The organism is Herbidospora sp. RD11066, assembly GCF_054661255.1.
Genome location: NZ_BAAGDO010000001.1, coordinates 418,723 through 441,793, shown reverse-complemented (window position 1 = coordinate 441,793; position 23,071 = coordinate 418,723). Strand labels below are relative to the sequence as shown.

Genomic DNA, 23,071 nt, shown 5'->3' with positions numbered 1-23,071 from the left:
GCGTGCTTCCCATTAACACGTGTGAAACAAACGAGACACCCGACGGTAACGGCACAGTCCTACTTTCAGTCTGCTAAGCCAGTGCCCCTGGGAGGTTCGAGAGTGTTTAACTCCGCCGACGACGTCCTGTCGTACATCCGGGACGAAGGCGTGCAGTTCGTTGACGTCAGGTTCACCGACCTGCCGGGTACGACGCACCACTTCACTTTTCCCGTCGAGAACTTCGGCCCCAACGTCTTCACCGACGGCCTCATGTTCGACGGGTCTTCGATCCGCGGGTTCCAGGCCATCCACGAGTCGGACATGCTGCTGCTGCCCGACCCGTCGACGGCCGTCATCGACCCGTTCCGCCAGCACAAGACGCTGAACATCAACTTCTTCGTGCACGACCCGCTCACCGGCGAGGCCTACAGCCGCGACCCGCGTAACGTCGCGCGCAAGGCCGAGGAGTACCTCAAGGGCACCGGCATCGCCGACACGGTCTACTTCGGCCCCGAGGCCGAGTTCTACATCTTCGACGACGTGCGGTTCCAGACCAACCAGCACTCGTCGTTCTACTACATCGACTCGATCGAGGGCGCCTGGAACACCGGCACCGCGACCGAGGGCGGCAACCTGGGCTACAAGCCGCGCTACAAGGGCGGCTACTTCCCGGTCCCGCCGATGGACCACTTCACCGACCTGCGGTCGGAGATGGTGCGCCGCCTCATCGACTCGGGCATCGAGACCGAGATGCAGCACCACGAGGTCGGCACCGCCGGCCAGGCCGAGATCGACTTCCGGTTCGGCACGCTGCTCAAGACCGCCGACAAGCTGATGCTGTACAAGTACATCATCAAGAGCACGGCCCTCGAGTTCGGCCACACGGTCACCTTCATGCCGAAGCCCATCTTCGGCGACAACGGCTCGGGCATGCACTGCCACCAGTCGCTGTGGAAGGACGGCGAGCCGCTGTTCTACGACGAGGTCGGCTACGCCGGTCTGTCGGACATCGCGCGCTACTACATCGGCGGCCTGCTGAAGCACGCGCCGTCGCTGCTGGCCTTCACGAACCCGACGGTGAACTCTTATCACCGTCTCGTTCCGGGCTACGAGGCTCCGGTGAACCTCGTCTACTCGCAGCGGAACCGCTCGGCCTGTGTTCGTATCCCGATCACCGGATCGAACCCGAAGGCCAAGCGCATCGAGTTCCGGGTGCCCGACCCGTCGTGCAACCCGTACTTCGCGTTCGCGGCCATGCTGATGGCCGGCATCGACGGCATCCGCAACAAGATCGAGCCGCCGGAGCCGGTCGACAAGGACCTCTACGAGCTTCCCCCGGAGGAGGCGCGTTCGGTTCCGCAGGTTCCGGGGTCACTGCCCGAGGTGCTCGACGCCCTTGAGGCCGACCACGACTACCTGCTCGAGGGCGGCGTGTTCACGCCCGACCTGATCGAGACGTGGATCGCGTACAAGCGCGAGAACGAGATCGACCCGATCCGGCTGCGCCCGCACCCGCACGAGTTCGAGCTCTACTACGACGTCTGATCGTCACGCTTCACCAAAGGCCGCCGGTTCCACCGGCGGCCTTTCGCGTTCATCCGCCCGCCGGGAACCACGCCACGACGAGCACGGTGTCGGGGTGACGGTCCACCTCGACGAATTGGGCTTCGACACGCCTGCCGTCGATCCGCTTCTCCACTTCGGCGATGATGGCGTTCCCTTCTTGGGCCTCTTCCGTGACGGAGACCTGGCTCCATCCCAGGGGGCGGAACCTGCTCATCAGTTCGTCCACGGAGACGTCGTCGACGTACACGGCGATCGAAGGCTCCTGCTCGGGCGGTGCGCAGTTACTGTCACCGTCGACCTCGCTGCGGCCTTCCGCAGGGAGGATCGGCACGATGATCTCCGACAGCCGCGCGATCTCCACCTCGCTCTCGCGGACGCAGTCCGGGTCCTCACGTTCGAAGATGAACGCCGCGTAGCGATCCAGCCCGATGACCGCCACCACGCCGAGCAGGACCACCATCGACGCGATCGCGCCGACGAACAGCTTGAGCCGCATCACGCCTGCCTGTCCCACCAGTCGGCGATCGAGCGTTTGTAGCCGCCGGGCATGCGCAGGGCCGGGATCTCGTCTTCGGTGAACAGGCCGACCTCGAGGTGTTCGTGGCTGAGTACCGGCGGCTGGTCGGTGCCGACGGTGGCGCCGTAGGTGACGATCAGCACGTCGGCGCCCTCGAAGATGTGGTACTGCCAGGAGTCGAGGATGGGGCCGATGGCCGCCTGCCAGCCGGTCTCCTCGCGGATCTCCCGTGCCAGGCACTCGGGTGGGTCCTCGCCGAGTTCCAGGCGTCCGCCGGGGAGCTCCCATTCGTCCCGGTCGTTGCGGAGCAGCAGCACTCGGCCGTCCCGGATGACAACGCCTTTGACGGACACGGGGAACCTCGGGCTCATCGGCGGCGGCCTTTCCACGGGGCTTTGTCGGTCATGATCACTAATGTTCGGACATGATCTCCTGGCTCGAACTTCTCGAAGGTATGAACCGGCATGTCCACGCCGTCCATGAGCGCGACATGGCCCAGGCGCCACCGGAATACCGGGAGGACTACGAGAACGACCGGCGGCGCTGCTCGAAGTGGAGGAGCGACTGGGGGTCGCGCTACCGCCGAGCTATCGGGAGTTCCTCCAGGTCACCGACGGGTGGGACCTCGGGATGCACCTCACGGTGTCGCTGCTGCCGGCGGCCGAGATCGGCTGGGCGCGGGACATGAACAACGGGATCGTCGAGGCGTGGCGGCCCGATCCCGACGATCCCCTCCCGGAGGTGCCGGACGACGAGTACTTCGTCTACGGCCCCGAGCAGGACTGCGCGATTCATCTGCGCACCGAGTACTTTCCCGACCTGCTCTACGTTTCCGGCTACCACGAGGGTCAGGCCTATTTCCTGAACCCCCGGATCGTCTTCCCCGACGGGGAGTGGGAGGCATGGGATTTCGCGTCCTGGTATCCGGGGGCGGTCCGGCATCGGTCGTTCCGCGAACTCATGGAGAGCGAGTTCGCCGCCGCGAAGCGCCGGGACCGGTTAATGACGTGGTGATTGAATCACCCTATGATGGACGAATGCTGTATCCCACTCCGGCCCAGAACGCTGTTGATCTTAAAGTGCTGGCGGAAATCGACGCCATGCGGCAGTCGCTGCGGCACCAGGTCCGGCAGAGTCCGGCCAAGTGGACCGCCGGGATGCGGAAGTTCCTCACCGCCGATCTGGTCGCGGCGTCGAACGCCATCGAGGGCTTCCGGGTCTCCACGGTCGACGTGGAGGACATCTTCGCGGGCGAGCGCGACGTCGACGTCTCCGACACCGATCGCGAGGAGACGGTCGCCTACCAGCGGATGATGACCTACGTCCAGACGCTCCACGACGCGCCCGATTTCGGCTATGGCAAGGGGCTCCTCAACGGGCTGCACTGGATGCTGCAGGGACACCGGCACACCCCCCGCCTGCCCGCGGGGCAGTGGCGACGCGGACCGGTCTACGTCTCTGAGCCCGGCGATCCGGGGGTCGCCGCCTACACGGCACCCGGCGCGCCCGAGGTGCCGGAGCTGATGGCGGAGCTCGTCGACTGGCTCAACGCGCCCGACGACACACATCCGCTGGTCAGAGCGGCGATGGCGCATCTGCATCTGGTGTCGATCCACCCGTGGGCCGACGGGAACGGGCGGATGTCACGGTCGCTGCAGACGCTCATGATCGGGCGGGAGGGTGAGCTCGCACCGGAGTTCTCGTCGATCGAGGCGTGGCTGGGCCGGCCACGGCACACGTGGGAGTACTACCGGGAACTGGCCTCCCGTGGTTCCGTCTACCGGCCCGATCAGGATGTCTCGTCGTGGCTGCGCTTCAACCTGGTGGCCTATCACCAGCAGGCGCAGACCGTGGCGAAGCGCATCGCGAAGTCGGCCGGGGTGTGGGAGATGCTCGACACGTTCGCCCAGGCGCAGGGTTTCGACCCTCGGGTGGCGACCGCCCTGCACGACGTCGCGATGGAGGGCCGGGTGCGCCGGAGCCGCTACGAACAGGCGGAGACGCTGAGCCTCCAGCAGGCCCAGCGAGACCTGCGTGACCTGACGGTCGCGGGGGTCATCGAAGCGGTCGGCCGCACCCGCGCCCGCTTCTACACCGCGGGGCCCCGGTTCCCCCACGACGTGCTGGAGATCGCACAGCAACCGTTCACGCTCGTCGACCCCTATCAGGGCTGAAGCCAGCGGAAGGCGACACGGTGGTCGCGCTGGAAGCGGCGGCGGGTGATGGCCAGGAGCAGGCGGATCATCCAGCCTCCCTCGGCGAAGGCCACGTCGAACTGATCCGCCGGGATGCCCAGGGTCGTCCACGGCACGGTGAAGGCCAGGTCTCCGAACTTGAACTCCGCTCTGGCCGCCTTCTCGCTCTCGGCCCAGGCCGCCTGGGACAGGTGGCGCTGGACGAGGGGCAGGGCCTCGGTCTCCTCGTGGGTGAGGTGGGCGTCGAGGAGGTCGCGGAAGGCGGTCACGTCGGCGGCCAGGCGGTCGCGGGTGCGGGCGTCGGGGATCAGGGTCATGCCGTGGAAACCCTCGGCGCACCGCTCCAGCAGAGGGTCGATCCGCGCGTGCTCCGCCTCCATGGCGGCCATCACGGCGTGGGCGTCGACGCGTTCGAGGACCCTCGGCCAGATCGAGGTGTCCTCGATCGTGTGGTGGTGGTGCAGGGTGGTGGCGAAGCCGGTCCAGCGGCGGGCCAGGGCGGCCCAGGCCTCGCGGTCGGTCAGCGGGGTGGCGGGCACCGCGCGGGTCAGGTCGCGCAGGTCACGGCGGAAGGCGTGGTGCATCACGTACATGTTGCCGAGCGGGATCGGGCCCTCGGCCGTGTGTGACTGGCCCAGGCTGGGCTGGGGGGCGTTGGCGCGGCCCTCGATCAGGTCGGCGAGGCGGTCGAGGGAGCGGGCCATGTCGGGACGGCGGTCGCGGTGGCGGGGCATCAGGAGGGCGGCGGTGCGCTGGGCACCCGAGGGCATCAGGCGGACCATCTCGTAGCCGTGGGTCACGCGGGTGCCGCCGTCGGCGGGCTCGAAGCGGTAGCTCCAGATGGTCGAGTCGGTGACCCCGCCGTCGGCGGGGACCGTGCGGAAGGCGAACTCGCGGCCCGGGTCGGCGGTGACGACCTCGCACTGCCGCGACCAGCGCCAGGGGCCGTACACGTTGAAGCCCTCGAAGCGGGCGCCCGCGCCGCGCTCGTCGCCGAGCCAGGTGCAGCGGCGGGTCTCGGGGCTCCATTCGGGTGTACGGGTGACGTCGGCGACCCACCCGTAGAGGTGCGCCGGGTCGGCGGCGATGACGCGCGACACGCTGCCTCCCGGACGTAAGGCCTGGGGCGGGGCGGTCGATATGGCCGTCATGACTGCTCCTTTGCTAGTATTCGATCCAGTCGAACTTGAATGGATACATGATGACTGTAGCCAAAAACCCGGACGCGTCAAGGAGGTACCGATCGCCCCTCCGCGAGGAGCAGGCCCGGCGCACGCGCTCCGCCGTGCTGGAGGCGGCGGCGGTGTGTTTCGCGGAGAAGGGATACGCCGCGACGACGATGAAGGACATCGCCGCCCGCGCCTCCGTCTCGGTGGAGACGGTCTACGGCCAGGGCGGCAAGGCATCCCTCCTGCTCGCGGCGATCGATCGCACGCTGGTCGGCGACGACGCCCCCGAGCCGGTGATCGAGCGCGGCCCGATCAAGGACGTCCTGACCACCCCCGACCCGCGCGAGGCGCTCCACCGCTTCCGCGATCTCGTGGTCGAGGGCCTGCCGGGGGTGCTCCCCCTCATGTACGCCTTCCACGTCGCGGCGGGCGCCGACACGGAGCTCGGAGCGGCTTACAGGATCTATGAAGAACGGCGCCTGGCCGACATGACGAGGATCGCCGAGTCACTCGGGCCGGGGCTGCGGGTGCCGACGGAGGAGGCGGCCGACGTGATCTGGGCGTTGTTCAACACCGGGACGATCCAGGCGCTGGTGGTCGACCGGGGCTGGGGCGTCGAACGCTGGGCCGACTGGGTCACGATGACCCTGGAGAGGACCCTGCTGCCATAGGGTTCAAGGTGGTATTGATCATCTCAAACCGGAGCAAACGATGCCGCCCGTGACCGCGTTCGAGGAGTTCTCGGACAATCTCGACTTCGCCCAGCGCCTGATCCCTGCAAGTGAGGGCCCGAGTGCGGCGCCGATCCGCGACGTCGCCGATCTCCACCGGGCCGCCTGGCTGCAGGCCGTGACCGGCCTCGACCGCTGGATCACCCGGGAGATCGTCGACCGGGCGGTGGCGCTGGCGCTCGACCCGAGCCTGCCCCGCCCGCGCCGCTATCTCCGGCTCGACATCCCGATGGAGCTGTTCGAGCAGGTCCACCGGAACGGCGCCAACCTCGGCGAGACCTTGACCGCCCACTGGCGCGAGCGGTTCGGCCGCGTCGTCCACCAGCGGCCCGACGCCGTCGCCGACGGCCTCGCCCACGTCATGGACGGCGACCTCTGGCTGCGGGTCGCCGAGCAGATGACCTCGGCGGGCGCTCCCACCACCCCCGACCAGGTCCGCGAGCGCCTGCGCGGCGTCGTCGACCACGCCCCCCGCACCACCGCCGAGACGGCGGTTGCCATCGCGTGGCTGCGGGAGATGGGGGCGGCGATCCTCGCCGTGCTGGGCGGGCCGGTGAAGACGGTCGTCCCCGCCGGTCGCCAGAGGTTCCGGTGGGAGGAGCACGACCTGCTGGCGGCGCTCACCCACGCCCCGGCGGACCTGCGGGAGTCGCTGCTCGCCGTCTACCGGCACGCCGAGGCGCACCCGGCGTTCCGGGGCTTCTCCTTCGGCTCGGCGGCCCACCCGTCGGTGACCGCCTCGTTCCAGGTCGGCAAGAGCGAGGTCAAGGTGTGGAGCATCTCCACCGGGCCCGACCGGTCGGTGCTGGCGGTGAACGTCGAGTGGATGCGGGAGGTCGGGCCGGCCCGGCTCGACCCGCTGCTGCGCGACCTCTCCGAGCTCCCGGGGGCGCAACCGCTGCTGGCCGGGGTCGCGGCCGCCGGATACCGGAAGCGGCCCTCGCTCACACCCGAGATGATCGCCGGGCGCTCCGACGTCGTGACCCGCGCCCTCGACGCGCTGCTCTCCGCCGAACCCGCCGGGCCCGCCCGGATGGGCAAGCCGTTCTGGCGGTCGGCGCTGGAGCGGCGTCTCTACCGGCTCGCCGTCGACGAGGGCTACGAGCTGATGGAGGCCACCGACGAGGTGCTGTTCCTCTACGGCGAAGACCGGAAGCGGGTGCTCTGCCTCGACCGCGACCAGGCCTTCGCGGGGACGGTGATCGTCGCGCTGCCGCCGACCGCCGACCGGTCGGCCCTGGACGCCGATCCCGGCCTGAGCATCGACCCCGGGGGCCGGAACGCGAACTTCGACGCGTTCCTCGGCGGGATGGCGCCCCAGGGCTTCCTCATCATTACCTGCCGCGGTCAGGACGCCTTCCGGAGCCTGCTCACGAAGGTGTGACCTGGGTCTTCGACTTCAGGCCGGTCACCCGGCGGAGCATGTCCCACCAGAACGACGAACCGAACAGCAGCGCGATCAGCGTCAGCAGGAACCCGGGCCAGTGGCTCGGGCTCTTCAGCCGCTCCCACCAGTCGCCGCCGCTCCACTTCCAGACCGGGGTCCCCGCCGTGGGGATCTCGGCGCTGACCGGGGCGTGGGTGAAGATCTTCACGAAGGCCGGGGTGCTCAGCACCTCGGCCACGCACTCGTAGGTGTCGGCGCCGGGCTCGCACTGCTTCTTGATCGGGCCCAGCGCCTCCTCGCCCCGCTCGGCGAAGGCGGCGATGGACGAGCGGTAGGCGCTGTCGTTGAGCAGCGTCTTGCCGTATTCGAGGGAGTCCATGCTGAACAGCAGCGTGACCAGCAGCGACAGCACCCCGACGGCCACCCGGACGAAGCGCCGGTAGAGGACGGTCAGGCGCTCCATCTCGCCGTCGAACCACTCTTCGACGCCCTTGCGGAAGGTCTCGAGGTCGACCCCGGCCTTGGCCCACAGGCCCGCCAGCGGCCGGTAGAGCGGGGAGTCGAGCCGCTTCAGCTCGGCCAGCAGGGCGTCGACGCCGCCGCGCTCGCTGGCGATCTCCAGGAGCGCGACGCTGAAGCGCGAGGGCGGGATCTGGGCGATGGACGTCTTGCCCTGCCGGGCCTCGTCGATCTCCTGGAGCCGCTCGTGGAGCAGGTCGGTGAAGGGTTCACCCTGGCGGGTGGGCGCCTGCTCGGGGGTCGAGGGCGCGATGTCGACCGGGGCGGGGGTGGGGCTGAACTTCGGCCGCGGGTCCTTGCCGAACGGGAGTTTGACGAAGACGCCGAGAATGGTGGCCGGCAGCCGCGACCGGGAGGCGTTCCGGAGCGGCGGCAGCAGGTCGGCGAGCGCACTGCGGAACCGCCGCCCCAGCGAGGTCACCCCGCGCAGCCGCTTGTCCAGCCAGCGCACCAGACCGGACACCCGGTCAATTTGCTCGCCGCCGTCGAGGGTGTCGCGCAGGTAGGCCCAGAGGAACTTGCTCCGGATGCCCAATAATCGGACGACGCCCTCATTCAACCCGCTGACCAGCAGGGATAAGAGCAGGAACGCCAGCACCAGCCCAATGGCCAGATCTACGTAGTACGAGACCATTGGACCGTGATACACCCCTGCCGGGACCACCGCAACCGGGTGATCACCCTTCGTGCAAGACGCTTCCGATCAGCACCGGCCGCTGCCCGGACCGCGTCATCGGCCGGAAAACGATCAGTCCTCGTAGAAGACCCGCTCCACTACCGCCCGTGCCCGACGGGTTGTACGGCGATAGTCGTCGATGAAATCCTCCGACCCGTCGGGCGGGTAGCCCAGAGCCCTCGACACCAGTGCCCGTTCCCGGACCAGCCCCGGGATCGAGTCGGCCGAGCGGCCCTTCACGAGCATGATGGCGTCGCGCACCCGGGAGGCGAAGCGCCAGGCGTCGGCGAGGGTCTGTTCGTCCGTCGCGTCCAGCAGTCCCTCGCCGACTGCCGAACGCAACGTGTCCAGGGTCCGGGTGGTCCGCAGGGCGGGCACCATCCCGGCGTGGCGGAGCTGAAGGAGCTGGGCGACCCACTCGACGTCGGACAGGCCGCCGCGGCCGAGCTTGGTGTGCAGGGTCGGGTCAGCGCCGCGCGGCAGCCGCTCGGCCTCCATGCGCGCCTTCAGCTTCCTGATCTGCAGCAGCGCGTCGGGGGCCAGGCCCTCCTCGCGGTAGCGCAGCGGGTCGATCAGCGCCGTGAACTCGGTGCCCAGCTCGAAGTCACCGGCGCAGAACCGGGCGCGCAGGAGTGCCTGCGCCTCCCACGGCGACGACCAGCGCTCGTAGTAGGCCCGGTAGGAGGAGATCGTCCGGACGAGCGGACCCTGCCGGCCCTCGGGGCGGAGACCCGCGTCGACCGCCAGCGGCGGTTCCGGGGTCGGCAGCACGAGCAGGCGGCGCAGTTCCTCGGCCACGGCGTGCGCGGCGTCGGTGGCGTCCTTCTCCTCGAAGCCCGGACGTGGGGCGTGCACGAACATGACGTCGGCGTCGCTGCTGTAGGAGCACTCGAAGCCGCCCAGCCGGCCCATCGCGATGACCGCGATGCGGGTCGGGAACTCGCCCCGCCGCTCCTCGGTCACCTTGCTGACGGCCGCGTTGAGCGCGCCCTCGATGGTGGCGTCGTTGAGCTCCGACAGCGCCTGCCCGACGCCCTCGATGTCGAGGTGGCCGCCGAGGTCGGCGCAGGCCACCCGGAACAGCTCCCGCCGCCGCAGCGCGCGGACCGCCGCCACCGACGACTCGGCGTCCTGCCCGTAGCGGGACACCGCCGCGTTGGCCTCGGCGTGCAGCGCCTCGACCGGCCGGACGGCCAGGTCGGAGGCCGACCCGAGCATCCCGACCGCGTCGGGAGAGTGCAGCAGCAGCGTCGTGACGTAGCGGGAGGTGCCGAGGAGCCTGGCCAGGCGTTCGGCCACGGCGGTCTCGTCGCGGAGCAGCCGCAGGTACCAGGGCGTGGCGCCGAGCTTGTCGCTGATCTGGCGGAATCCGAGGAGCCCGGCGTCGGGGTCGGGCGCGTCGGCGAACCAGCCGAGCATGACCGGCAGCAGGGTCCGCTGGATGGCCGCGCGCCGCGAGACACCGCTGGTCAGGGCGCTGATGTGGCGCAGCGCGCCCGACGGGTCGGCGTAGCCGAGGGCTTCGAGACGGGCCTGCGCGGCCGAGGTCGACAGGCGGCTCTCCTCGGAGGGAAGACGCGCCGCCGCCTGGAGCAGCGGCCGGTAGAACAGCTTCTCGTGCAGCCGCCGCACTTCGAGCGCGTGGCGCTTCCACGTGGTGGTGAACTCGCCGACCGGGTCGGTGACCATGCCCAGCCCGCGCCCGATGCGCCGCAGGTCGGCGCTGTCGGACGGCACCACGTGCGTGCGCCGCAGCCGGTGGAGCTGGAGCAGGTGCTCGACGTGGCGCAGGAACGAGTAGGCCTCGGCCAGCGCCTTGGCGTCGTCGCGCCCGACGTAGCCACCCCGGGAGAGGGCGGCGAGCGCGGGCAGGGTGGCCCGGCGGCGCAGCATCGGGTCGGTGCGGCCGTGCACGAGCTGGAGGAGCTGCACCGCGAACTCGATGTCGCGCAGCCCGCCGGGCCCGAGCTTGATCTGCCGCTCGGCCTCCGACACACGTACGTGAGCCTCGACCCGGCGGCGCATGGCCTGCACGTCCTCGACGAAGTTCTCGCGGGCGGCGGCCTCCCACACCATGTCGTTGACGAGCTCGACGTATTCCTCGCCGAGCTCCATGTCGCCGGCGACCGGACGGGCCTTGAGCAGGGCCTGGAACTCCCAGGTCTTGGCCCAGCGGCGGTAGTAGGTCAGGTGGCTGTCGAGGGTGCGGACCAGCGGCCCGAGCTTGCCCTCGGGGCGGAGCCCGGCGTCGACCTCCCACAGCGAGCCCTCGGGGGTGCTGGTCGTGCAGGCGCGCATCATCGCCTGGGCCAGCTTGGTCGCCGTCTTCAGCGCGAGCGCCTCGTCGACGCCCTCTTTGGGCTCGGCGACGAAGATGACGTCGACGTCGGAGATGTAGTTGAGCTCGCGGGCGCCGCACTTGCCCATGCCGATGACGGCCAGCCGCGCCTGTTCCCAGCCCGGCGTCTCGGCGCGGGCGATGGCGAGGGCGGCGTCGAGGGCGGCGGCGGCCAGGTCGGACAGCTCGGCGGCGATCTCGGCCAGGGTCAGCACGCCGGTGACGTCGAGCCCGGCCAGGTGGAGCAGACGGCCCCGGTAGGCGACGCGCAGGGCGTCGAGGGCGTTCTCCCCGGCGGCGACCGGGTCGGCCGAGTCGGGGTCGGCGCCGACGGCGAACAGCAGTTCCTCGCGGTGGCTCGCCGGGTCTTCCGGGTCGGGCCCGGTGACGTGTTCGGGGTGGCGCACCACGTGGTCGCCCAGGGCCGCGCTGAGGCCGAAGACGCGCAGCAGGCGGCGGCGCAGGCCGGGGTCGGCGCGGAGCGCGCCCAGCACGCTCGGGTCGTTCTCGACCAGCCGGCTCAGCGAGATCAGGGCCAGATCGGGGTCGGCGGCGGAGACCAGGTCGTCGAGCAGGTCGAAATCGGCCACGGCCTCGGGTCCGAGTGCGTCCAGCAGCCGTTCGGCCCTGGCGCCATCGGCGAATCCGAGGCGGGCCAGGCGCCCGGCGGTGGTCTGCATCCGGAACGCGGCGTTCACCGACCCTTCCTCCGCCTCGATGTCCGCGACGTCAATGCGCAATGGTCTTCCTTCTCCAAGAGGAATCCTCGCGACACGACCATCCGACCGCTACCCCGCGTTTCTCAGTTCAATGGCCATGTCGTCAACTTCCGCACACGGTAACCCCGTGGCTTGTGCGACGTCGTTAGTGGTTTCGGACCGTAATCGAACCACTACGCGCGCTTTCCGCGACGATCGCCCCGAACGCCTCGGCCAGCGGCCTCCACGAGGCCACCAGACCGGCTTCGGCGGCACTGACCTGCTCATTCAACTCTGCTGCCGGGTGTGTTGTCAGTTCGGTGGCCCATTCCGCGAAAATGGCGGGAGTGGCCTCCGGGTGAAATTGCACCCCCCAGGCGTTGCGCCCGATCCGGAACGCCTGGTGTGGATACCGCGATCCTGTTGCGATGAGGACCGCTCCATCGGGAAGAACGGTCATGGCGTCCTGGTGATATTGGATCGCGAGGGCATTTCCGGTCAGATGCCCCAGCAGCGGATCGTCGTTCACCAAAGGCGTGATCTCACCCAATCCGACTTCGAGCCCGTTCACACCGCGGACAACTTCGCCGCCCAGGGCGAGCGTCATGAGCTGGGCGCCGAGGCAGATGCCGAGCGTGGGCACCTCGCGTTCGACGGCCGTGCGCAGGAGCGCGCGGGTCGCGGGCAGCCAGGGGTGGTTCTCGTCGTCCCACGCCGACGCCGCGCCGCCGAGGACCAGCAGGCCGTCTCCGGGATCCTCCGGTACGGCTTCGCCCAAGTAGGGCCGACACACTTCAACGTCACCCAGCCACTCGCCGAAGTAGCCCAGAGGAGCTTCGGCCTCGTGCTCGACGACGGTCACACGCGCACTCACCCCACGAGCATAAACATGAGCCCTCGTGGGACAGGATGGCGGGATGTACGTAGAGAACGTCCCCGTGCCCGGCGGCGAGCTCCGGCTGGCCCGCTTCGGCACCGGTCCCCGTCTGATCATCGCCGTGCACGGCATCACCGCGTCCCTGATGGCCTGGGCGGCCGTCGGCGAGGCCCTCCCCGACGGGTGGACGCTCGCCGCGATGGACCTGCGCGGCCGGGGCCACAGCCGCGACGTCCCCGGGCCCTTCGGGCTCCAGCGCCACGCCGAGGACGTCGAGCACGTCGCCCGGCACCTGGGCGCCGACGGGACGACCGTGCTGACCGGCCACTCCATGGGCGCCTACGTGGCCGTCCTGCACTCGGTCGAACGCGCATACGCGAGGACGGTCCTGGTCGACGGCGGCCTGCCGCTGCCGCTCCCGCCGGGCGTGGACGTCGACCAGGCCCTGGAGGCGACCCTCGGCCCGGCCCTCACCCGACTTAGCCAGATATTTCCCAATGAAGATTCTTATGTCGCCTTTTTTAAACAACACCCTGCCCTGCAGGACTGGTCCCCCGCGATCGAGCGCTATGTACGCTACGACGCCCTCCCCGTCGAAGGCGGCATCCGGTCGCGCGCGGCCGAGCCCGCGGTGCGCGAGGACGGCCGCTGGCTGCTGTCGGAACCGGCCGCGATCGGCGCCGCCCTGCACGCCGTCAGGCACCCGTTGTCGCTGGTCAGAGCGCCCAGGGGCCTGCTGAACCAGGAGGTCGGCCTGCTCCCCGACGCGCTGGCCGCCGAGTGGGTGAACGAGCTGCCGGAACTGCGTGACGAACTCGTCCCCGACTGCAACCACTACACCATCGCGTTCGACCCGCGCTGTGTACGGATTCTGGTCGAACACCTCACTGATATACGGCAATAGCCATATCTATTGCGCGCAACAAGAAATTTCCTGAAACTGTGGACGGCGCCAGGCTTCTCCCAATCACTCGAACGGGATTCGCATGCTTCCTGAGCACGATCTGACCTCCGACCTCGCGAGCTCCCTGGCGCGGCTCACGGAAGAGGTCGGACGGGAGCACGAACGCGCGGCCCACCGCGAGCAGATCATCGACCGGCTGCACGCCGAGAACCAGCAACTGCGCCACGGTCTGCTGCAAGAGGCCCTCACCCCCGTGCGCAACGGCCTCTACCGGCTCCACGACACGGTCACCCGCGAGGCGGGGCGCCAGGAGCCGGGCCACTCGCGCGCGCTCCTGGAGGCGATCGCCGAGGAGGTCGCCGAGGTCCTCGCGCGGACCGGCGCCGACCGGATCGAGGTGGCCGCCGGGGATCCCTACGACCCGAACCTCCACCGGCCCGCGGGCACCGCCGAAGGCCCGGGGGGCACCGTGGTCGGCGTGGTCAGCGACGGGTTCCGGTGCGGGGACCGGGTGCTTCGCAAGGCGGGGGTCGTCATAGGAAAAGAGGAGATCAGCTGATGGCCGTGCACGGCATCGACCTGGGCACCACCTACTCCTGCATCGCGAGCGTCGACGAGGTGAGCCGGCCGACGGTCCATCGCAACGCCGAAGACGCCGACACGACCCCATCGGTGGTGTTCTTCGAGACGCCGGAGAACGTCGTGGTCGGCCAGACCGCCAAGGACAGCGCGGTCCTCGAACCCGATCTGGTGGTCAGCCGGATCAAGCGCGACATGGGGCTCGACGTCACCCGGACCATGCACGGGCGGCCGTACACACCCGAGGAGATCTCGGCCTTCGTGCTGCGGAAACTCGCCGCCGACGCCGAGATGGCCACCGGCTCCCGGGTCGAGGACGTCGTCATCACCGTCCCGGCCTACTTCGGCGCGGCCGAGCGCGACGCGACCCGCAAGGCGGGGCGGATCGCCGGGCTGAACGTGATCGACATCATCTCCGAGCCGATCGCCGCCGCGATCACCTACGGCGTGCTGAACCCGGGCGAGAACTGCCGGATCCTCGTGTACGACCTGGGCGGCGGCACCTTCGACACCACGGTGATCACGCTGAGCCGGGGCGACATCGAGGTCGTCTGCACCGACGGCGACCACGAGCTCGGCGGCGCCGACTGGGACGACCGCCTGGTCGAACTGCTGGCCGAGCGGTTCCGGCTGGAGCACCCCGACGTCACCGACCCGCTCGACGACAAGCAGACCGAGCAGCAGTTACGCCGCGACGCCGAGGAGCTCAAGAAGTCGCTGACCTCGCGGACCAAGCACACCGTGCGGGTCATGCACGACGGCCGGGTGGCCAAGGCCGAGGTGTCGCGGGAGGACTTCGAGCGGCTCACCCGCGACCTGCTCGACCGGACGATCGAGATCACCCGCCGGACCCTCCAGACCGCCCGGTCGAAGGGGGTCGAGTCGTTCGACCACCTCGTGCTGGTGGGCGGCTCGTCGAAGATGCCCGCCGTGGCCGAGTCGCTGGCCAAGGAGCTGGGCGTGCAGCCCCGGCTGCAGGATCCCGATCTCGCGGTGGCCAAGGGCGCGGCCCTCTACGCCTTCGAGGAGACGTACCGGAGACTGCTGGCGGGCGGAGCCCGCGAACAGGCCGAGGAGATGGCCGCCCGCGCGGGCCTGAGCTCGGGCGAGCAGCAGCGCATCGCCGGGCGGACGATCAAGACCGTCGCGTCGCGGGCCTTCGGCATCAAGGCCGTCTCGGTCAACACCCGGCGCGAGTACGTCGCCCATCTGGTGCAGGCCAACGACCCACTGCCCGCCGACGTGACCGAGGGCTTCGCGACGCTCGACGACTTCCAGACGCGCGTGGCCATCGAGGTGATGGAGCAGGCGGGCGCGGAGGCGTCGGAGGTGGTCGAGGACAACAACCGGATCGCCGAGGGCGACCTGGCGATCCCCCCGGGCAAACCGGCCGGGTTCCCGATCGAGGTGACGTTCACCCTCGACACCTCGGGGCTGCTGCACGTCACCGCCCGGGAGCACGAGACCGGCCAGGAGCTCAGCCTGAACGTGCAGATCGGCGGGATGACGGAGGAGGACGTCGCCGAGTCGCGCGCGAGCCTGTCGCACCTGACGGTCAGCTGACCGCGCGATGCCCTTCGACGAGGCCCGCTACGTGCGGGAGGTGCTCGACCCGGCGCGCGCGGCGGGTGCCCCACCCGAAGATCTCCTGGTCCGGTACGCCCTGGGCCGCGACCTGGCCGAAGTCGGCGAGACGGTCAAAGCGGTGCGGCAGTGCTGGCGGCGGCAGCGCAGCCAGCTGAAGTTCCGGCGTCTCGTCGACCGGCTGGAGGCCGACCACTCCCGCTTCGCCCCCGTCTTCGAGGCGGCGGCCGGCGGCGACCTCGGGCCACTGCGGCGGGCGCTGGCCCAGGCCGGTGAGCGCGACCGGGAACGCCTCGACGAGGCCCGGCGGCGGCTCGACGACGCGGCCGGACGGCTGCGGATGGTCACCCCCGACGTGGTCGACGGGATCGCCCGCTCGACCGGGGTCGATCTGGGGCCGCTCGCCCGTGAGCTGGGCGTCTCGGTGCAGGAGCCCGAAGCGCTGCCGGCGGTCCCGCCCTACGCCGCCTACGACCGGGTGCGGGAGGCTCTGGAGACGCTACGGGTGCGGCATCTCGCCGCTTTCGTCCTCGGCCCCGACGGCCCGTACCAGGTGTTACGGCCCATCAGGCCGCCGCTTGAGCGGATCGAGGCCGAGTGGCGGCGGAAGACCCGGGGGCCGTGGACGACGGCGGCCGACACCCTGCTGACCGCGTTGAAGTCCCATCCGATGGCGCTGATCCGCTATGACCTGGTGGCCCGGGTGCGGGAGCGCGTCCGGGAGCACCCCTACGACGACACCCTCCTCCGCTACGCCGTCGACGACCTGGGGCTCGACCCCGGCGAGGCGCGGCGGCTGGTGTTCGCGGTGCGGCAGGAGACCGGGGTCGCGGGCGGCCCGGCGGCGCGGCTGCGGGAGCTGGCCGACGCCGGGGAGATCCACGCCGCCGCCGACCTGGCCGCCTCCCTCGACGACCTCGACGGGCCCGCCGCCGAACTGGCCACCGAGATCAGGGCCCGGCTGGCCGCCGCCGAGGCGCTGCGCGAGAAGGCGATGGCCGCCGCCGACCCCGACGAGGCGTGGCTGGCCCTGGCCGACGCGCTGCGCCGGGTGCCCGACCTGCCCGGCGCGGCCGACCTCCAGCGGCGGCTGGCCCCGCTGCCCGCCGAGGACGTGAAGGCCACGGCCGACGACGCGTCGGTGACGGTCACGTGGCGCCCGTCGGGCTCGAAGGCGGGCGAGATCTCGTACGAGATCCTGCGGAACGGCTCTCCCCTCGACGACGGCGAGCCGTTCCGCGTCACCGACCCCGCGCCCCCGATCGACGAACCGGTCGTCTACGGCGTGGTGGCCCGCAGGGGCGCCGCCGCCGCGCGGGAGGCCGTGGCGCCGCCGGTGACGGTCCGGCCCGAGGTCGGCGACGTGAAGATCAGGGCGGGCGACGGCCTGGTCACCGGCAGCTGGACCCGGCCCGTGCACGCCGCCGGGGTCGTGGTGACCCGCGACGGCACCCCCATCGAGATCGACGGCTCGGGTTTCGTCGACCGGCGGGTGCGCAACGGCGCCGGATACGTCTACCTGGTCAAGGCCGTCTACGCGGGCGGCGTGACGACCACCGGGGTGCGCGCCCGCGCGACCCCGCACGCCCGGCCGGTGCCGGTGCGCGACTTCACCGTCGAACCCGCGCCCGACGGCCGGATCCTGCTGCGCTGCGAGCCGCCTCCGGCCGGTCACGTGGAGTTCCGGCTGCTGGAGACCGCTCCCCCGTGGCCCTTCGGCACCACGATCGCGCTCTCCGAGGTCCGCGCGACCGGCCGCGCGCTGGCGGTGCTGCCGGCGCCCGACGGGCATCTCGTCAAGGCGGCGTCGGGGGTCCTGCTGGCGGTCACCGTGGCGGGCGACCTGGCCACGATCGGCGGCACCCGCGAGCACGTCAACCTGACCCCGCCCCGGTCGCTGACCACCGAGCGGCTCGGGCCGACCGTGCACGTGGGGCTCGACTGGCCGTCCGACGTGCCCGAGGTCGAGGTGATCGTGAACGGCACGGCGCGGCTGGTCAGCGCCGCCTCCTACCGGGCGCAGGGCGGGATCAGGGTGGACGTGGCCGAGGACGCCCCGGTCACGGTCGAGGTGGTGCCGACGGCGCTGGTCGACGGCGTGCGCCTGCGCGGCCCCTCGTTGGTGCGTTCCCTGGAGGCGGTGACGCCGGTCCGCTACGACCTGACCCGGAGCGGGCCGTTCTGGCGCCGCCGCCTGGTCGTCGAGGTGTTCGCCGAGCGGCCGGTCGCGCTGGCCCGGCTGGTGCTGGTGCTGCGGCCGGGGCGGGTGGAGCCGCTGTCGGAGGACCAGGGGACGGTGCTCGGCGAGTGGACCGACGTTCTGACACCCGGCCGCTTCGAGGTGAAGGTGCCCAGACAGGCCAGGCCGTACTGGCTGAAGTGCTTCGCCGGGGACGGCGTCGAGCTGATCGGGCCGCCGGTGCGGCGGCTCAAGGTGGGCTCATGATCACCTGCCCCTACTGCTTCGCCCAGGTCGCCGAAGACCGGATCGCGTTCCGGTGCGTCGGCGGCTGCGACCCGGTGGCCGACGAGCCGCTGGGCGCGCTGCGGGGCGGCACTCCCCCGTCGCTGCCGCCGGTGTTCCAGGTGCGGCGGCCGAAGCGGCGGGCCGACTGCCCGTCGTGCGGGCGCGACACCGGGCGGCGGGTCTGCCCGGAATGTCACAGCGGGCTGGCGGCCGAATACTGCGCCAACCCGGGCCGGATCGTCGCGCTGGTGGGGGCGAAGGGGTCGGGCAAGAGCACGTACATCGCGGTGCTGCTGCACGAGCTGATGAACCGGGTCGGCGCCGAACTCGACGCGTCGCTGGTGCCGTGCGATGACCGCACGATCGAGCGCTACCGCCGCGACTTCTCCCGTCCGCTCTACAGCGAGCACCGGCTGCTGCGCGCCACCCAGTCGGCCGTGACCGACACGCTGCGCGACCCGCTCGTCTACCTGCTCAGCCGGACCGTGAAGGGCCGGTTGCGCAGCAGGAAGGCGGCGCTGACGCTGGTGCTGTTCGACACGGCGGGCGAGGACCTGCGCAGCCGCGAGGTGACCGAACGCCACCTGCGCTACCTGCGGGCGGCCGACGCCGTGGTGTTCCTGGTCGACCCGGAGTCGCTCCGGGAGCCGCCGGTGGACGACCCCGACAGCGACCCGGTGAACGTGATCGCCCGGGTGACGGAGTTGCTCCGTACCGGACCGGGGTCTTTGACGATCCCCGTGGCGGTCGCGCTGAGCAAGATCGACGCCCAGAAGCGGGAGAGCGCCTCGGCGCTGCACCGGTCGCGCACCCCGTCGGGCGCCTTCGACCTCGACGACCACGAGGGCGTGCACGAGCAGGTCAGGGCCCTGCTGGAGAGCTGGGACGCGGGCGGCCTCGACCGCTACCTGCGGCAGAACTACGCCGACTTCGCGTTCTTCGCGCTGTCGTCGCTCGGCGAGGTGCCGGGTGACGCCGTGGTCGGTCCGGGCGGGATCCGCCCCTACCGGGTGGAAGATCCACTTCTGTGGCTTCTGCACCGGTTCAAGATGCTCGACGGCGTACGGAGGTAGGTAGGTCATGGCCTGGCAGCTCCAGTACACGTCGGCCGAATCGGGCCCCACGGGCCGGGCCGGGTTCCAGGTGACCGCCGAGACCCCCGGCCTTCCCCCGGTGCTCCGCGAGCGGAGCCTGCCCTTCCTCAGCTACCAGCCGCCCCCGGACGCCCCCTTCGAGGACGTCCCGGCGATGCCGGTCTCCCTGGCCTACGGCCGCGAGGTCGTGACCCGGTGCGTCTACCTGGGCCAGGACTATTCGGGACGGTACGGCAACTTCCTCGCCCACGCGGTGATGCTGGGCGAGGGCGACCTGGTCGGGCTGCGGCCGATCGAGTTCTGGGGCGCGCCATGGTGGGCCGACCAACCCGCCGTCGGCGATCTGGCCGCGCTGGAGCCCTCCCCCGGGCCCTTCCTCGACCCCGAGGCGCTGGTGGCGTGGCTGGCCGAGCTGGGTCCCGACGCGTATGTGCGGCTCGGCGGGCTGCTGGAGTCGGTGCGGCTGTTCCTCACCCGGGGACACGGGCGGCTGGTGCTGATCAGCGCCGACGTGGCGGAGATCGTGCGGTGGATCGGGGTGATCTCGTTCTCGCTGCCGTGGGCGTCGGCGATCCGGGTCTCCTTCGTCACCTACACCGCCGACCCGGCCTCCTCGGGGCAGGTCATCGCCGGGACCACCCCCGACGTGTGGATCCCGCCGGACATCGACGCGACCGTGATCCGCCTCGACGAACCTCCGGCGCCCGTGCGGACCGGCCGGTTCGCCGGGACCGTGGCCGGGTTCTGGCGGCGCGGCGACCTCGACGGGCTCGACGCCCTCGGCGAGCTGGGCGACGACCCCGAGACGGCGGCGGCGCTGCTGGCGCTCTGCCGGGGCGACCACACGGTCTCCCCCGAGGAGCAGCTCGCGATCGCCCGGCTGGCGGCCGACGGCCTGCCCGACTGGGCGTGGCGGCGGCTGGGCGCCCAGGCGGGGCTGCTGACCCACGAGCTGGCGGCGGTGGTGGCCGTCCACTCCCCCGAGGCCGCGGCCAGGTGCGTGTCGCTGGCCCTGCTCTCCGGGGAACTGCCCTTGCCGGTACGGCTCCCGCCCCCCGGCTACGCGTCCGCGCTCGGAGCGGAGGCGACGGTGGCGTTGCGGTCCGCCGTCACCCCCGCCCAGGTGGCCGGGATCACCCGCGTGGCCGACGCCTGCGGCCTGCCGGTCGACCCGGCCGAGGTGGAGTCGGCGGCGGCCCGCGCCCTCCCCGGCAACCAGGAGGAGGCGGCGGCCGAGCTCTCCCGGGTCCCGGCGGCCTGGCGCGAGCCGATGATCGCCGGTTACGTGGCCGGGCTGGAGGCGGCCCCCGGCGAGATCGGCCCCACGCTGTGCGGCCTGCTGGCCGGGACCCCCCGTGACTGGCGCCGCGCCCCCCGCACGGGCGCCAAGGTGCTGGGCTGGCAGACCGCCCACGGCGGCCGCGACCGCGTCGACGTGACGGTCGAACTGATGGACCAGGCGTTCGAGGGCTTCCGCGAGGACGTCCTGCCCGCGATGTGGACCGGCCAGCCGACGCCGGGCGAGATCTCCCGGCTGGTCGACCTGCTCGGCCCCCGCATCGACGCCAGCGCGACCCTGGGCGAACTCCCCGGCCGGGCCTTCGTGAAGGCGGGCCTGGCCGACGGCGCCGCGCTCGACCTGGCCGAACGCGTCCGCGACGGCCTGCCCGGCTTCCCCGCCGACGACGCCGAGGCCACCCTGATCGCCGCCCGCCTCCCCTCGGCCCCCACCCCCGTCGAGGCCGCCACCGCGATCGACCGCCTGACCGAACTGACCAGAGAGGGCAACGCCGACCTGGCGGTCCTGACCCGCGCGACCGCGGCGAAGGTCCTGGCCACCCGCGACCCCCGCTTCCGGTCGACGGTGGCGAAAGCCGTCACCGACGCGACGAGACGCTGGCTCATCCCCGAATGGCTCAAGCCGCGCCGCAACCGCGACCAGCAGATGGCGCTGCTGGAGATCGCGATCAGAATGCGCGTCGCCGGGGTGATCGAACCCCGCCTGGACGCCTGGGCCCGCTCGGAGGTCAACAACTGGGGCCGCTTCGGCTCGATCGAGGCCCGCTTCAAACAGGACGCCGAACTGGCCGCCGGGCTGCGGGAACTGGCCGGCCAGCGGAGACGGCTGTTCGGGCGCGGAGATCGGTAGATGTGGTGGCTCATCCTCGTAGGGTTCTGGCTCCTGGCCATGTGGGCGGTGTTCGTCTTCGTCGTCCCCGTGGTGTTCGCGGTGACCGTGGTCGTGGCCGTTCTGGGTTGTCTGGGGGCGTACTTCGCGACGGCGGGGACGGTGCTGCTGCCCGACCGGGCTGTCCGGGCGCCGCCTGAGGGGGCCGAGCCCGCCTACCGGCACTACCTGGTGGCGCAGGTCTGGCGTGACTGGTGGTCGGTGCTGGCGCTGTCCGTCCCGGTGATCGACGACCGGGTGCGCCGGATCATCCGCTGGCTGACCAAACTGCTCCTGAAAGACGAGCGGCGCTATGTGCTCTTCCCGCTGTGGCTCGCGGTGGTCGGCGGGCTGATCGCGGCGTTGGTGCCGCTGGCCGTGGTGGCGGTGCTGGTCACGGCCGCGTACCTGGTGACGGTGGTGGCCGGGCTGCTGGCGTGGCTGGCCTTCGTCGGGGTGCTGCGGGGCGTCGAGCAGGCGGTGATGCTGCTGCGGCGGATCCTCCAGGCCTGCCCCTATCCGGGGTGTTACGCACGGATCGACCGGCCGATCTACGCGTGCCCGTCGTGCGGTGCCGAGCACCGGGCGCTGCGCCCCGACCGCAACGGGGCGTTCCGGCACGTGTGCCGGTGCGGGACCCGGTTGCCGACCACGATCCTGCTGGGCCGCCACCATTTGCGGGCGCTGTGCCCCCGCTGCGGGCGGACCCTACCCGGGAAGATCGGCAAGGTGCGGGTCGAGCCGGTTCCGCTCGTGGGCGGGCCGGATGCCGGGAAGACGACGTTCCTGGCGGTGGCGGTCGACGCCCTGCAGGAGACGGCCGGGGCTCGGTTCGTTGACCAGGGCGACGAGCAGACGTTCCTGCGGCTGCGGAGCCAGCTGGCGGCCGGGACGATGACCAAGACCGGGCCCCAGCTCCCGAAGGCCGTCATGCTCGACGTGTCGGCGCGGATCCTCTACCTGTTCGACCCTTCAGGGGAGCACTACACCGGGGCCAGCCAGGTGGAGGCCATGGGCTACCTGGCCCACGGCGAGGCGATGGTGCTGCTCATCGACCCGTTCGCGCTTCCCGCCGTGCAGGACAGTCTCGTTCCCGCCGATCGTGAGCTGCTGGCGGCTGGGGGCGTGGTGCCTTCACGGGAGGACCCCGCCGACACCGTTCACCGGGTGCGCAACGAGCTCTCCACCCGGACCGACGGGGGTCTCCAGCGGCGGATCGCGGTGGTGGTGACCAAGGGCGACCTGCTGACCCGGACGACCACGGGCCAGGGCGCCGACGACGACCCGCGGACGTGGCTGACCACGATGGGCATGGGCAACCTGGTCCGCGACCTGTCGAACCGGGGGTCCGAGGTCCGGTACGCGACCTCCGGCCTGCCGCCGAAGCCCGGGGAGATTGCGGGGTTGCTGACCTGGCTGACCGGCCTGAGCGGCGACACCCGCGCCGAGCGCCCTTCGCGGGAACCCTGGCGGCCGGGATCCCGCCCCGAGGGACGTCCGCCCCTCAGCTACACCGTCGCCCGCCGGTTGCTCTTCGCGGTCAGCGCCCTGCTGAGCGCAGGCTCGGTCACCGCGCTGATCCTCTGGTACGTGCATAGATGACCCCACCAGAATGGAGGCG

General features: G+C 71.3%; 18 protein-coding genes. 12 read left to right on the top strand and 6 right to left on the bottom strand.

The genetic code is table 11. From position 1 onward, the window contains the following. The first annotated feature begins 102 nt into the window (after nucleotides 1–102). The gene (glnA, locus tag ACYQ78_RS01980; protein WP_459798896.1) at nucleotides 103–1,527 is read left to right on the top strand and encodes a type I glutamate--ammonia ligase; all 1,425 of its coding nucleotides are present in this window, start codon (nucleotides 103–105) and stop codon (nucleotides 1,525–1,527) included. A 49-nt stretch (nucleotides 1,528–1,576) separates the two neighbouring features. Here glnA and ACYQ78_RS01975 read toward each other — a convergent pair whose 3' ends face one another. Then, nucleotides 1,577–2,044 (bottom strand): hypothetical protein, encoded by a 468-nt coding sequence (locus ACYQ78_RS01975; protein ID WP_459798895.1) that lies wholly within the window; start codon nucleotides 2,042–2,044, stop codon nucleotides 1,577–1,579. Beyond that, nucleotides 2,044–2,418, bottom strand: a complete 375-nt coding sequence (locus ACYQ78_RS01970) for an NUDIX hydrolase (RefSeq protein ID WP_459798894.1) — start codon at nucleotides 2,416–2,418, stop codon at nucleotides 2,044–2,046. Before ACYQ78_RS01970 ends, ACYQ78_RS01975 begins: the two co-directional genes overlap by 1 nt. Nucleotides 2,419–2,575: 157 nt before the next feature. Between ACYQ78_RS01970 and ACYQ78_RS01965 the strand changes: the two genes are divergently transcribed. Together ACYQ78_RS01965 and ACYQ78_RS01960 are read left to right on the top strand one after the other, a co-directional pair. Next, on the top strand, nucleotides 2,576–3,079 hold the full coding sequence (locus ACYQ78_RS01965) for an SMI1/KNR4 family protein (RefSeq protein WP_459799735.1): 504 nt from the start codon (nucleotides 2,576–2,578) through the stop codon (nucleotides 3,077–3,079). 23 nt (nucleotides 3,080–3,102) lie between these two features. Further along, nucleotides 3,103–4,239, top strand: coding sequence for a Fic family protein (locus tag ACYQ78_RS01960; RefSeq protein ID WP_459798893.1), 1,137 nt, complete (start codon nucleotides 3,103–3,105; stop codon nucleotides 4,237–4,239). Here ACYQ78_RS01960 and ACYQ78_RS01955 read toward each other — a convergent pair. After that, complete coding sequence (locus tag ACYQ78_RS01955; RefSeq protein ID WP_459798892.1) at nucleotides 4,230–5,411, bottom strand: hemerythrin domain-containing protein; 1,182 nt, start codon at nucleotides 5,409–5,411, stop codon at nucleotides 4,230–4,232. The genes ACYQ78_RS01960 and ACYQ78_RS01955 overlap by 10 nt on opposite strands. Before the next feature lie 50 nt (nucleotides 5,412–5,461). On the opposite strand from ACYQ78_RS01955, the gene ACYQ78_RS01950 reads away from it, so the two are divergent. Beyond that, entirely contained in the window at nucleotides 5,462–6,100 is a 639-nt protein-coding gene (locus ACYQ78_RS01950) for a TetR/AcrR family transcriptional regulator (protein WP_459798891.1), read from the top strand. A gap of 49 nt (nucleotides 6,101–6,149) precedes the next feature. Further along, complete coding sequence (locus ACYQ78_RS01945; RefSeq protein ID WP_459798890.1) at nucleotides 6,150–7,544, top strand: hypothetical protein; 1,395 nt, start codon at nucleotides 6,150–6,152, stop codon at nucleotides 7,542–7,544. Here ACYQ78_RS01945 and ACYQ78_RS01940 read toward each other — a convergent pair. The 3 genes from ACYQ78_RS01940 to ACYQ78_RS01930 form a co-directional block, all read right to left on the bottom strand. Continuing rightward, nucleotides 7,531–8,700, bottom strand: a complete 1,170-nt coding sequence (locus ACYQ78_RS01940) for a hypothetical protein (RefSeq protein WP_459798889.1) — start codon at nucleotides 8,698–8,700, stop codon at nucleotides 7,531–7,533. The two genes, ACYQ78_RS01945 and ACYQ78_RS01940, sit on opposite strands and share 14 nt — an antisense overlap. Before the next feature lie 114 nt (nucleotides 8,701–8,814). Next, entirely contained in the window at nucleotides 8,815–11,760 is a 2,946-nt protein-coding gene (locus ACYQ78_RS01935) for a bifunctional [glutamine synthetase] adenylyltransferase/[glutamine synthetase]-adenylyl-L-tyrosine phosphorylase (protein ID WP_459799734.1), read from the bottom strand. Nucleotides 11,761–11,944: 184 nt separating this feature from the next. Next, nucleotides 11,945–12,640 (bottom strand): type 1 glutamine amidotransferase, encoded by a 696-nt coding sequence (locus ACYQ78_RS01930; protein WP_459798888.1) that lies wholly within the window; start codon nucleotides 12,638–12,640, stop codon nucleotides 11,945–11,947. Nucleotides 12,641–12,695: 55 nt separating this feature from the next. Here ACYQ78_RS01930 and ACYQ78_RS01925 point away from each other — a divergent pair, with 55 nt between their 5' ends. From ACYQ78_RS01925 to ACYQ78_RS01895, 7 genes are all read left to right on the top strand, one after another. Then, on the top strand, nucleotides 12,696–13,559 hold the full coding sequence (locus ACYQ78_RS01925) for an alpha/beta hydrolase (RefSeq protein WP_459798887.1): 864 nt from the start codon (nucleotides 12,696–12,698) through the stop codon (nucleotides 13,557–13,559). A gap of 82 nt (nucleotides 13,560–13,641) precedes the next feature. After that, nucleotides 13,642–14,118: a nucleotide exchange factor GrpE gene (gene grpE, locus ACYQ78_RS01920; protein ID WP_459798886.1), complete on the top strand. Its 477-nt coding sequence runs from the start codon at nucleotides 13,642–13,644 to the stop codon at nucleotides 14,116–14,118. After that, nucleotides 14,118–15,701, top strand: a complete 1,584-nt coding sequence (locus ACYQ78_RS01915; protein ID WP_459798885.1) for an Hsp70 family protein — start codon at nucleotides 14,118–14,120, stop codon at nucleotides 15,699–15,701. The genes grpE and ACYQ78_RS01915 overlap by 1 nt, the downstream gene beginning before the upstream one ends. 7 nt (nucleotides 15,702–15,708) lie before the next feature. Then, the gene (locus ACYQ78_RS01910) at nucleotides 15,709–18,168 is read left to right on the top strand and encodes a hypothetical protein (protein ID WP_459798884.1); all 2,460 of its coding nucleotides are present in this window, start codon (nucleotides 15,709–15,711) and stop codon (nucleotides 18,166–18,168) included. Continuing rightward, the gene (locus ACYQ78_RS01905) at nucleotides 18,165–19,262 is read left to right on the top strand and encodes a TRAFAC clade GTPase domain-containing protein (protein ID WP_459798883.1); all 1,098 of its coding nucleotides are present in this window, start codon (nucleotides 18,165–18,167) and stop codon (nucleotides 19,260–19,262) included. Before ACYQ78_RS01910 ends, ACYQ78_RS01905 begins: the two co-directional genes overlap by 4 nt. Before the next feature lie 7 nt (nucleotides 19,263–19,269). After that, nucleotides 19,270–21,432, top strand: coding sequence for a GAP1-N2 domain-containing protein (locus tag ACYQ78_RS01900; protein WP_459798882.1), 2,163 nt, complete (start codon nucleotides 19,270–19,272; stop codon nucleotides 21,430–21,432). Continuing rightward, complete coding sequence (locus tag ACYQ78_RS01895; RefSeq protein WP_459798881.1) at nucleotides 21,433–23,052, top strand: TRAFAC clade GTPase domain-containing protein; 1,620 nt, start codon at nucleotides 21,433–21,435, stop codon at nucleotides 23,050–23,052. Nucleotides 23,053–23,071: the final 19 nt, after the last annotated feature.